General features: G+C 35.8%; 11 protein-coding genes and 2 tRNA genes. 11 read left to right on the top strand and 2 right to left on the bottom strand.

Annotated elements, in window-relative coordinates; genetic code table 11:
- Positions 1–218 precede the first annotated feature (218 nt).
- Entirely contained in the window at positions 219–746 is a 528-nt protein-coding gene (locus IHO40_RS00695; RefSeq protein ID WP_225536281.1) for a c-type cytochrome, read from the bottom strand.
- 801 nt (positions 747–1547) lie between these two features.
- On the opposite strand from IHO40_RS00695, the gene recJ reads away from it, so the two are divergent.
- The 8 genes from recJ to fmt all read left to right on the top strand — a co-directional run bounded on the left by recJ (position 1548) and on the right by fmt (position 8021).
- Complete coding sequence (recJ, locus tag IHO40_RS00690; protein WP_225536296.1) at positions 1548–3287, top strand: single-stranded-DNA-specific exonuclease RecJ; 1740 nt, start codon at positions 1548–1550, stop codon at positions 3285–3287.
- Between the two features lie 1082 nt (positions 3288–4369).
- Positions 4370–4834: a hypothetical protein gene (locus tag IHO40_RS00685; RefSeq protein WP_225536280.1), complete on the top strand. Its 465-nt coding sequence runs from the start codon at positions 4370–4372 to the stop codon at positions 4832–4834.
- Positions 4835–5070: 236 nt separating this feature from the next.
- Positions 5071–5376 carry an integration host factor subunit alpha gene (locus IHO40_RS00680; RefSeq protein WP_225536279.1) on the top strand — a complete coding sequence of 102 codons (306 nt, stop codon included), beginning with the start codon at positions 5071–5073 and terminating at the stop codon, positions 5374–5376.
- Positions 5369–5698 carry a MerR family transcriptional regulator gene (locus tag IHO40_RS00675; RefSeq protein ID WP_225536278.1) on the top strand — a complete coding sequence of 110 codons (330 nt, stop codon included), beginning with the start codon at positions 5369–5371 and terminating at the stop codon, positions 5696–5698. Before IHO40_RS00680 ends, IHO40_RS00675 begins: the two co-directional genes overlap by 8 nt.
- A gap of 205 nt (positions 5699–5903) precedes the next feature.
- A complete protein-coding gene (locus IHO40_RS00670; RefSeq protein WP_225536277.1) occupies positions 5904–6347 on the top strand; it encodes a PAS domain-containing protein in 444 nt (147 codons plus the stop codon).
- A 153-nt stretch (positions 6348–6500) separates the two neighbouring features.
- Complete coding sequence (gene rpmI / locus IHO40_RS00665; protein ID WP_225536276.1) at positions 6501–6707, top strand: 50S ribosomal protein L35; 207 nt, start codon at positions 6501–6503, stop codon at positions 6705–6707.
- 20 nt (positions 6708–6727) lie between these two features.
- Positions 6728–7093: a 50S ribosomal protein L20 gene (gene rplT / locus IHO40_RS00660; RefSeq protein WP_225536275.1), complete on the top strand. Its 366-nt coding sequence runs from the start codon at positions 6728–6730 to the stop codon at positions 7091–7093.
- Positions 7094–7112: 19 nt separating this feature from the next.
- Positions 7113–8021, top strand: a complete 909-nt coding sequence (gene fmt / locus IHO40_RS00655) for a methionyl-tRNA formyltransferase (protein ID WP_225536274.1) — start codon at positions 7113–7115, stop codon at positions 8019–8021.
- A 55-nt stretch (positions 8022–8076) separates the two neighbouring features.
- On the opposite strand, the gene IHO40_RS00650 is transcribed toward fmt, so the two are convergent.
- A complete protein-coding gene (locus IHO40_RS00650; RefSeq protein WP_225536273.1) occupies positions 8077–8565 on the bottom strand; it encodes a hypothetical protein in 489 nt (162 codons plus the stop codon).
- Positions 8566–8761: 196 nt separating this feature from the next.
- Here IHO40_RS00650 and carA point away from each other — a divergent pair, with 196 nt between their 5' ends.
- The 3 genes from carA to IHO40_RS00635 all read left to right on the top strand — a co-directional run bounded on the left by carA (position 8762) and on the right by IHO40_RS00635 (position 10179).
- Positions 8762–9907 carry a glutamine-hydrolyzing carbamoyl-phosphate synthase small subunit gene (gene carA / locus IHO40_RS00645; protein ID WP_225536272.1) on the top strand — a complete coding sequence of 382 codons (1146 nt, stop codon included), beginning with the start codon at positions 8762–8764 and terminating at the stop codon, positions 9905–9907.
- Positions 9908–10020: 113 nt separating this feature from the next.
- Positions 10021–10103 (top strand) — tRNA-Tyr (locus IHO40_RS00640).
- 4 nt (positions 10104–10107) lie between these two features.
- Positions 10108–10179, top strand: a tRNA-Gly gene (locus IHO40_RS00635).
- Positions 10180–10310: the final 131 nt, after the last annotated feature.

The raw sequence follows: 10310 nt of genomic DNA, 5'->3' as shown, positions 1-10310 counted from the left end.
TAATCAATGAAATCACCGCTTGAATGGCCGTGGCCAAAGTAGTCAAATAACGTAAGCTCTACATCATCTCTTGGCAAAATTTATAAATAGCAGTTACTTTAGTTCCATTCATATTTGATGCAAATTCACCAAAAAAGACTATAAAAGCTCTCCTTCCCTGTAGCTTTCGATATGCTATGTACTTGCCACTTTCACTAAATAGTTTACAGTAACCCGTATTACTTTGGTAAATCAACCGGGCTATCGCTTAGTTGGCGCAAGTAGCTGACTAAATCTGCAATTTCTTGGGGATCGGAAATACCTGAAAACGCCATACGTGTACCTTTTATATAAGCTTTTGGATTCTTCAGGAAGGCAAATAGCTCTTCATATCCCCACTTTCCGCCCTTTTCGAGTACTGCTTTTGAATAGTTAAATGAATTGCCAAGATGTGCTTTTTTGTTTCCAACTATGTTCCATAAGTTTGGCCCTACTTTGTTTGCTCCACTTTTCTCGAAACTATGGCAAGCTATACATTTCCTCGCTGCTGATTTGCCTTTCTCAAAACTAGCATTCTGCATGAGTACTCCGATGTCAAGCGCTACTTGCTCAATTTTTTGCTGAGATTCACCATCACCAGCGGCTACTATCGTTTGGTGTTCAATCTTATATTTCTCCGGACTGTAGAGCATATCAACCACATTGCTGACTGTTACAATAATCAGCCCGGAAAGTAAAATTGATGCTGCAATCTTATTAAGCTCCATAACTTTTACCAATTGATGTTGCTTAAATTATGCGAATATTTTTGCAAACAGTAAACAATTACCTTGAAACCTGCCAAAGATAAAAATTTCTATCACTTAAAATTTAAGAGTAAATCTCTTTTCCATTCTGCTTAAGCAGTCCGTGGTTCAGTTACATACTAGTCTGAAATGGCAAATTCAGGTATACTACCTGCAACAAATACCCCTGTAACTATTCCTGTACCTGCTGTCATTGCACCAAGTTGCAAAGGCACCAGGAAGAATAGCATTTGCAGTTGTTGCAAGACTTACTCCAGTTGCTACACTTACAATTGTCGCAAAAAGCAAGTGTGGTAAACGCTGCTGTTACACCCTTCTTTATAAGACCTTATTTCCTTTTTTAATTCGTTGATCTTATAATGATAGTAACGATGCAACCCTATAGCTACAAGTACTAGCGAAATTGGAAATACAGCACCAATAACTCCGCCTATAACTAAAGATGACAGAGCTGTAAAGCTGAGCCCTAATTCTACAAGCGTTCCTATTACAGCACTAACTCCTACTATAGCCCCCTATAACTATCTTTGCGGTTAACTGAGCGTTATAAAGATTATCTATTAGCTTATTAAAACGTATATAATTCTTTTTTCTGCCACTCATAATAACCCTAATATTTTATTGAAAGATATATAACAACACTTCAATTTAGGACTTGTGAGATATTTTTTGAAATTATACCATGCTTCGAAGAAATGGCAAATTCAATTGTAGAACAAGCTTAAAAGTTCTGGTAAAGTGGTTTTGTTTTACTTACAAAATATGCTACTTGATATTGAAAAGCGCAGTATAACAAATGCACTATGGAGGTTACAAGAAGCAGATCAAAGAGAAATTGTAACCCTTACTCAAAAATTTGAATTACCAGAAATACTAGCTAGAACACTTGTTACTCGCGGTGTTAATGTAGAGAGTGCAGGCAACTTCTTATATCCACTAATCAGGTCGCTATTACCAGATCCCTTCCATCTTCTTGACATGAATAAGGCTGTTTGCCGCATAATACGGGCAATAAATAATGGTGAAAACATAGCAATATTTGGTGACTATGATGTTGACGGTGCAACGTCATCAGCATTAATTAACAGATACCTAAGGGCAATTGGTATACGCTCTATAATCTACATTCCAGATCGTGTTAATGAGGGCTATGGATTAAATGCAGACGCTTTATTGCAACTCAAAAAGAAAGGAATTGACCTATGTATTTCCGTTGATTGCGGCACACTTGCATATCAACCAATAGAGGATGCCAAGAATTTCGATCTTGATATTATAGTTATCGATCATCACCTTGGCACAGAAAAACTACCAAGTGCTGCAGCAGTTGTTAATCCAAATCGCCTTGATGAGAGCTCTCCTTATACTAACCTTGCAGCAGTTGGAGTCTCATTTCTGCTAATTGTTGCTCTTAATAAAAGCCTGCGTGAGCAGGAGTTTTTTACCAATAGAAAAGAACCAGATTTATTTAATCTGCTAGACTTGGTCGCCCTTGGCACTGTTTGCGATGTTATGCAGATCACTGGCCTTAATAGAGCATTTGTCTCACAAGGGTTAAAAGTTATGTCAGCAAGAAAAAACGTCGGCTTACGCGTTTTATTTGATGCTTTAGGAATTCTTGAAAAACCAAGCGTTTCCCGGCTGGGTTTTAATGTTGGGCCATGCATAAATGCTGGAGGAAGAATCGGAGAAGCATCGCTTGGCGCAAGGCTGCTTTCTATAGATGATGAAGAGAAGGCGCATTCCATCGCGCTAAAATTAATAGACTTAAATGATACAAGGAAAATGATGGAAAGTGAGGCTATTTTAGAGGCCACAACACAAGTGGAAAAGTCCGTGAAATCAGGTGCAAATTTTATAATGGTAAGCGGCAATTGGCATCAGGGAATAATCGGTATAATTGCATCAAGGTTGAAAGAGCGGTTTCACTTGCCAACGATTGTGATATCTTTAAACAATGGAATAGGAAAAGCAAGCTGTAGATCAATTCCTAGGATTGATATCGGAGCTGCAGTTCTTTCTGCAAAATTTATAAATCTGATTATTGAGGGTGGCGGCCATAGTATGGCAGCTGGGTTTGCAATTAAGGAAGACAGGATAAACGATTTATATAACTTTTTTGCTGAGAGGTTTGCATGCTTTACGCATAATAAAGCTTTAAAAGCCGACGGTATAATAACTGCTAAGGCAATAAACTTATCCCTGTGGAATCAACTGCAACGCTTAGAGCCATTTGGTGTTGGCAATCCTGAGCCGAGGTTTATTATCCAAGGAGCAAAGATCAGGAAGCCTGAAGTTATAGGAGTTGACCATATAAAATGCTTCATTGCTGACGATAATGCTATGGTTAGAGCTATTGCGTTTCGTTCTGCAAATACTCATCTTGGTTCTGCTATCATGAAGGGTGATGTTGAAGCTATTTTGGGAAAAATCTCTATGAATTATTGGAATGGCAATGAGTTTGTACAATTTTTAATAGAAGATGTATTGACTATTAGTTGAGCTGCCTATTAATCTCAGCGTTGGCAATAAAAACAAAAAACCTACTTGACAAATTCCTCCAATATTATAATACTGAAGCTATTATTTAGCTTCAGTCCGTACAGATTGAACAACAAAAAAACTCAATGTAATTGGCATCTTATGTTTAATTTTTTGCACTATGTGCACCTCATGTCTTTGTAAACTTTCAAGGTTTTTACCTAATATAAGCTAAAATGCATTTGTTGAAACGTTTAAGACAATAAAAAAATGCCAATTTATAAAGATAGGTAGTAAATAACTAGCTAACGGGTTTTTTTTGCCTTTTTTTATTTGGTAAATTTCTTAAGTATAAAGATTATACTAACTTTCGTTATCGGGAAGTCAATTTATTTCTTAAAATTTTTAAATTTTCTTTTGACTTTATATCAGAATAAGTATATAAAACTTTAAGACATGAAGTAGTGACTTATGTTAGTTGGTACTTTTATTCGATTAAGTGCCATCAAAGAGTTATAGTCTCAAGAGAGACTTAGTATCAATAAATTACTTGTAAAAGTAGATTTTACGGAAAGTAAGGCTAAAACTTGGTTCGTTTGGCTGATTGGTAACTTGATTGTTATATTCAGCAACATGCAGGTAATTTATACTTTTATGAGCGTAGATCTTGAAAAGAACTTGGGCTCACGATCGCGCAAGTTGCACTGGCAAACTCAGCTTATAATTGGACTTTTGCTATCTCACAGTTTTTTAGTGGAGCAATATTTAATACTTTTTCAAGCAAAAAATTTACTTCTTTTTGTTATCAACTATGATCCTTGGGTTTCTTGTTCTCATTTAATAGTGAAAACTTCTCCCATTTGATTTTATCTCAAGTGTTTATTGCAATTGGAGCGTCATCTGGCTTTGTTGGGGCTGCTCATATCAGTAGTACCTGTTTTCCCGTTGTCCAATTTGGTCTGATGTGCTCACTGGTACAGACAATTTCAAGCCTTTCTGCACTGGTAATTCAAATATTGTTCTCTAGCTTTCTTGCTTAAGGTATATATTGGAAAAATCTGATTGCATGCATAATACTACTTGGCGTGTCAATGTTTGTACTTATGCTCTTCTACCCGGAAGCATTCTCAGAAAAAAGTTTAGAAAAATACACAATAAGAAGCTCCATAAAAACGGTAATGTGTTCTGTGCTCGCAGTGCTAAGACTAAAAGGCATCTGGATAACCTCAATAGTGGGTGCTATTACTTTTGGAACATTTTTAGTGCTTAACACCTTATGGGCACCAAGGTTGTTGAGCAACTCAGAACTTGATGCAATGGAATCAGATATAGCAACTACGGTGTTATGGTTTGGTCTTGCTATTGGTGCACCAATTGCAGATCAAATCTCAGACTTATTTGAAAATAGAAAGCATGTAATCTCTGCTTTCGCTCTGCTACAAGGCGCTTCAATTATTATTTTACTATGCAGCCATTTGGCGATTTATATCGTATATTCTTGTATGTTAATGTTTGTTTTTTTGCGGGAGGACATATGCTTAACTTTACTGTTGTCAGTGAAATTGTAGAGCGAAAACGCATTAGCACATCGTCATCTGTTATCAATGGGTTTATATTTATTGTGAGTGGAATTATAGCATCAGCACTAGCGCTTTTTACAGATCATCAAATGGCGCTTCTTACAATATTTGCAGCATTGGCAACTGCCAGTATTTTAAATTATGCTACAAAAGAGACATATCCTAAAAAATAAAGTAGCTGAATCTTGAGTCAATTGTTATATTATATTCGCATATTATAACAAATGGATTATGTTACAATAAAAGATATGACAGTAACTAAAGCAACAATAGCTGAGGATATAAATCGAGAAATTGGTTTATCAAAAGAAGACTCTTCTGCAATAATAGACGATATATTGGATGAGATAAAAACAGGCTTGGTGAAGGATGGAATAGTCAAAATATCATCCTTTGGAACGTTCTTGGTAAAGAAAAAGAAGGAAAGGCCAGGGAATATACCAAATACACCAAAAAAAGTAGTAATTCAGGCAAGAAATTCAGTTTCTTTTAGACCTTCAAAAGTGATAAAAAAATTAATCAATGAATAAGGAAAAATTACTCTACACGATCGGAGAAGTAGCTGAAGAGCTGCATGTGGAACAGCATGTTTTAAGATTCTGGGAAAACCAATTTCATCAAATTAAACCCATAAAACGTAAGGGAAGAAGGCTATATGATCATAAGTGTATAGAGGCTGTAAAGAAAATAAAGTATATGTTATATGATAAAGGATATACAATAAAGGGAGTGAAAAAAGAATTTAATAATGATGTAAAAATCGATCGCGGTTCAAAGGATTTATTACAAGAATTTACCGACCTAAGAGACTATTTAATTAGTAAAATAAATAGTGGAGAAGCTAACGAATAGCCGTAAGCGCAGGGCAGATGTATGTCGTATAGCAGGAGAACTAATCAAGAAGTTTGAGCTCACGTTAAAGAATAGTTAAAAAAGTACCTGTGTAAATTTCCAAACATCACGTGAACCCTCTTGATACGTAACTTGCGATTAAGAAAAAATCAATACATTCACAGTAGATTCAGCTTATATCTATGTTTTTTGTGTGGATGTTATAATGGAAATTTACGCAGGCAAAGAAAGAAGAATAGCTAATGTAGTGACTCAGCACTGGAGTGAAATAAAAGGATCAGATAGAGACTGGCCAGAAAGGCATGAAATAGATACTGCCGAAATAATGGAATCTTGGCAACATTGTTTTATTATTGAAGTTAATGACCGAGGTTATATCTGTGAAAATGCGGGAGAAAAGGCTGTTGAGTTCTACGGTTTTGAAAAGAACATGTGTATTGATAGTAAATATGTAGTTGATGCACCATTTTTGCAACTATATAAAGTAGACGCAGTTATTGATAAACTTGATACTGTAGTAGATAGTAAGTGCTCAATTAACGAGGAAGAAGAAAGTGAAAGTGTTAAAATGAGGCAAGTGTTGTTGCCGCTTGGGGATAAAAAAGGTATAACACACATATTGGGTGTAATTACATTTAAGCTCCTTTAATATGCAATTTTAGCTTGTATTGTAGATTCAGATTACATATTATAGTAGTACTGTAGCTTATAGGTTACAATGCTATTTGATTCTTTAATAAAGTTATTTATATTACTAACTAGTTGCTACTAAAGAATCCTATGGTAATGTTTGTGAATTTATATGAAGAGAGTGAAATTAAAAACCAAATCTTCCGTTAAAAAACGCTTTAATCTTACAGCTAAAGGCAAGATTATCTCTACTCAATCAGGCAAAAGGCATGGCATGATAAAGAGGAGTAAATCCAACATCCGTAACCAACGTGGTACAACGATTCTTGGTAAATCTGACTCGCGTATAGTTAAACTTTACATACCTTATGGTATTTAACAAAATGGAGGTAAAATAGAATGGCTCGAGTGAAACGTGGAGTTACTACTCATGCTCGTCACAAAAAAATATTAAAGTTAGCAAAGGGCTATAAAGGACGTGCAAAAAGTTGTTATAGGGTTGCTTTACAAAGGGTTGAGAAAGCATTACAATATGCCTATAGGGACAGAAGAAACCGCAAGCGCGATTTTCGCAGCCTGTGGATAATACGTATCAATGCATCAGTAAGAAAGCATGGGCTTACTTATGGTAGGTTCATGTATGGTCTCACGCTTGTTGGAATTAGTTTAAATAGAAAAATCCTTGCTGAAATGGCTGTTAATTATAAAGACGGTTTTGCAGAATTAGTAGAAACTGTAAGCAGCAAATTAGCAGAAAATTCTTGATCCCTTTAAGCACAGCAGCATGAGAGTTGTTTTTATGGGATCACCAGAGTTTGCTGTTGGTGTGCTAAGTTTGTTATTGAAGTCAGAGAATAAGATAATGGCCGTATATACCAAGGCCCCAAAACCTTCGGGACGTGGACAGAAACTGACGAAATCTCCAATACATGCTATTGCTGAAGAAAATGGCATAGAGGTGTGCATTCCTACCTCTCTAAAATCTTCGGTAGAGCAAGAACGGTTTAGAAATTTTAAACCCGAAGTTGCAGTTGTTGCTGCATATGGGTTGATACTTCCAAAAGAAATTTTGAATATTCCAAAATATGGTTGTATTAATATTCATCCTTCGCTGCTGCCTAGATGGCGTGGTGCAGCTCCAATACAGCACACAATTTTGGCGGGAGACCAGGAAACTGGGGTTAGCATTGTGCAATTAAACGAAGGGTTAGATTCTGGTCCTATTTTAAAACAGAAAAAATTTCTGATTGAAAAAAACGACAATTACAAGACATTGCATGATAAGCTGTCTGTGCTGGGTAGCAATTTACTGATGGAAGTATTAGATAAAATTGAAAAACAGTTTCCTTCAGAACAAAACGATGATAATGCGTGCTATGCTGATAAAGTGGAGGACTATAAAATTTATGTGAGTGATACTTGCGAAGTTGCTTATAGGAAAGTTAAAGCATTTTACCCCAAAGCGTTTGTCAAAATAGAGAATAAACGTTTCAGAATACTGGATGCTGACTTTGAATTAAATGCCTCTTTAACTTCAGCGCAAGGTGAGATTATTAATGATAATATGCACATAAGTTTGAGGAACGGTACTTTAATTACTAAAGTTGTGCAAATGGAAGGAAGAAACCCCTGCAATGTTAAGGATTTTGCCCGTGGGTTAAAATTTAGCATGGTAAAAAAGCTTATAGAATAAATAGAACCCCTGAACAGCTAGTCTATAGTAGAAAAGCACAGACGAACGATGTAGGCTATGCCTGGCAGCTTTGTTGTGGAATAAGCTTTTCAATATTACTAACAATGAAGTCAGTTGTATTTTCAGCTATTTCATCTAGTTTGTCATTTATGTTTTTACCTATTTCTCTATCTTTAAAACACGCGTATGAGACTAAAGCAGCTACAACTGCACATGTTGCAGTTGAACCAATTTGTGCTATGGTGAATAGTGGTAGCCCACCTACAAATATAGATAATAATCCAATAGCTAGGTTTATAATTTTGCTTTGTGTTGTTTTTTGTGTTGATTGGTTTTGATCTTCCTGTTTATCTTCTAAAACTTTAGATATTGTTTTTGAAGCAACTTTCATCGCTATTGCTACAACTGGAACTACAATTAGTCCTATAGCTATTTTAGCTAAAAGAAGAATTGGCGGTAGCATCATTACAAGTAATAGTGAGCCAGCTCCTATAGCCAACCACTTTCCATTTATTTTTTTAGATTGATTCCCACTATCAGGCATTGTAAACCTCCACTTTGTTTAATAATTTTAACACGAAGTGCGAAGGTGGTCATGATATATTTTATGTGAAAGGATGTATTGAAAGTTTTTTTTGTGTTATTCTCTGTTAACTTATAGTCAAGTTTAAAATTTTAGAAGGAGTTACGTGTTGTTTAGAATCTTTATATACTGTTTTAGATTAGTTAGAGAGAATTGAGTGCAAGATGCAGTTTTAGTTTTACAAGATGGTAGGTACTTTTTAGGAAAATCAGTAGGTAAGAAAAGCAAGTGCATGGGTGAAATCTGTTTTACCACTGGTATCACTGGCTACCAGCATACTATAACTGATCCATCTTTTGCCGATCAAATTATAACGTTCACTTTTCCTCATATTGGCAACATTGGGATAAACAGCAAAGATAATGAAGGGGGAAAGGAAATTTTTGCAAGTGGCGTGATTATACGTGAACTTTCTTCTGCATCTCATCCTTCATCGTGTATCAGTTTAAGTGATTGGTTGGAGAGAGATAACGTAGTTGGAATATCAGGAGTTGATACTAGAGCCTTGACGAGACATTTGCAAAAACATCGATCCCAAAGTGGGATTATATCCCCATTGACCTGCTCTCCGGTGTATGACACTGGGATCTATGATAACCAAACTACTCTTGTGATAGAGGGTCTGCTGGATGAGTTGAAGAAATACAAACCTTTAAATGGAGTAGGGATAATTAACAAAGTCAGTTTAAGTAATAGCTTTAAAAACGATCTTAATGCAAAATACAAAGTTGTAGTGGTTGATTTCGGTGTAAAGGCTAGTATAGTTTCACGCTTAATAGAACTTGGTTGCGCAATTGAATTGATTAAGCCAGATAAAGGTTTTGCTCAGAAAATATTAAGTATGGATCCAGATGGTATAGTACTTTCAAATGGGCCTGGTGATCCACGAGAAATAGGAGAAAGTATGATTCTAGAGATAGACGTTATTATAAAATCTAAAATACCAGTCTTTGGTATATGTATGGGTCACCAATTGCTTGCAATTACTTTGGGAGCAAAGACCTTCAAGATGAATGTTGGTCACCGAGGAAGTAACCATCCAGTTTATAATGTAAATAAAGGAAAAGTTGAGATCACCAGCCAAAATCATGGATTTGTTGTTGATTCATCTTCTCTACCAAGTGACGTTGAAGTTACTCATATTTCTCTGTTTGATAATAGCATAGAGGGAATAATGATGAAAAATTACCCGGTTTTTTCTGTACAATACCACCCAGAAGAAGCTCCAGGTACGCACGATTCACATTATCTATTTAGGCACTTTATTAACAGTATTAAGTTACATAAAATGAAATCTGCATAATTTTAACCTGGCAAGGTTTTATTGCTTGATTTTTTAGTTTTAGGCATTTAATATTAGATATAATAAAAGATTAAGTTAAGATACTGGGGTAATGCTCTCTTAACAAATTTTGTGGAGGAGTGACCGAGTGGTTAAAGGTAACAGACTGTAAATCTGTCCGCGAAAGCGTACGTAGGTTCGAATCCTACCTTCTCCATTGTGCGGGTATAGCTTAATTGGTAGAGCTCTAGCCTTCCAAGCTAGTGGAGTGGGTTCGAGTCCCACTATCCGCTCTTTTTTTGTTGTGTCTTGATAAGATCAACATATTATTTATGTATTTGTATTTTAGGTAGAAAAGTTTAGATTATGACACAAGTAGTAGAAGCATTTGGCAAGCCGCATATGAATGTTGGGACAATAGGGC

This window comes from Wolbachia endosymbiont of Mansonella ozzardi, assembly GCF_020278625.1.
GTDB lineage: Bacteria > Pseudomonadota > Alphaproteobacteria > Rickettsiales > Anaplasmataceae > Wolbachia.
This window is presented reverse-complemented; position numbering and strand designations above follow the sequence as displayed.